The organism is Pseudomonas sp. EA_65y_Pfl1_P113 (genome assembly GCF_963970525.1).
Classification (GTDB): Bacteria; Pseudomonadota; Gammaproteobacteria; order Pseudomonadales; family Pseudomonadaceae; genus Aquipseudomonas; species Aquipseudomonas tritici.
In genome coordinates this window covers 1-535 of the sequence record NZ_CAXAQM010000331.1, presented here as the reverse complement: position 1 = coordinate 535, position 535 = coordinate 1, and the positions used below count along the sequence as shown (strand labels likewise).

Sequence of the window (535 nt, the reverse complement as noted above, 5' to 3'; positions counted from 1 at the left end):
ACCTCGATTCGGAACGCTCGGTCGAGATCATGCAATTGCTCGCCGGGCTCAACCGCGACAGCGGGATTACGGTGATTATGGTGACGCACGAGCCCGACATGGCGGCGTTTGCGCGCACGATCGTGCATTTCAAGGACGGCCTGGTCGAGCGCGTCGATACGCAGCATGCGCCCGGCCAGGTTCCGGCGTTCGACTGATGCTCGGCACCACGCTCATCCTCGCGCTGCGCTCGATCTCGCGGCACAAATTGCGGTCGTTCCTGACGACGCTCGGCATCATTATCGGCGTGGCGGCGGTGGTGACGATGGTGACACTCGGCAACGCCACCACGGCGGCTGTGCAGAAATCGATCTCGTCGCTGGGCACCAACATCCTGCAAGTGCGTCCGGGACAGGGCTTCGGCCGTGGCGGCGGCGGGCCGCGTCCGCCCGATTTCAAGCCGCAGGACGTGGCCGCGATCCGCGATCAAATCGCCGGGGTCACCGCTGTGGCGGCGCAGGCAGGCACGTCCGCGACCGCAATTTACGAAGGCGCG

1 protein-coding gene and 1 pseudogene are annotated in these 535 nt (G+C 66.0%); both read left to right on the top strand.

What is annotated here, in order from left to right; all coding sequences use genetic code 11:
• Positions 1 to 197 (top strand): annotated as a pseudogene (locus AACY52_RS29895) (hypothetical protein); the annotation flags it as partial.
• Positions 197 to 535 (top strand): ABC transporter permease (locus AACY52_RS29890; protein WP_339561316.1); only part of this gene is annotated, 339 nt, incomplete at its 3' end. The pseudogene AACY52_RS29895 and the gene AACY52_RS29890, both read left to right, overlap by 1 nt.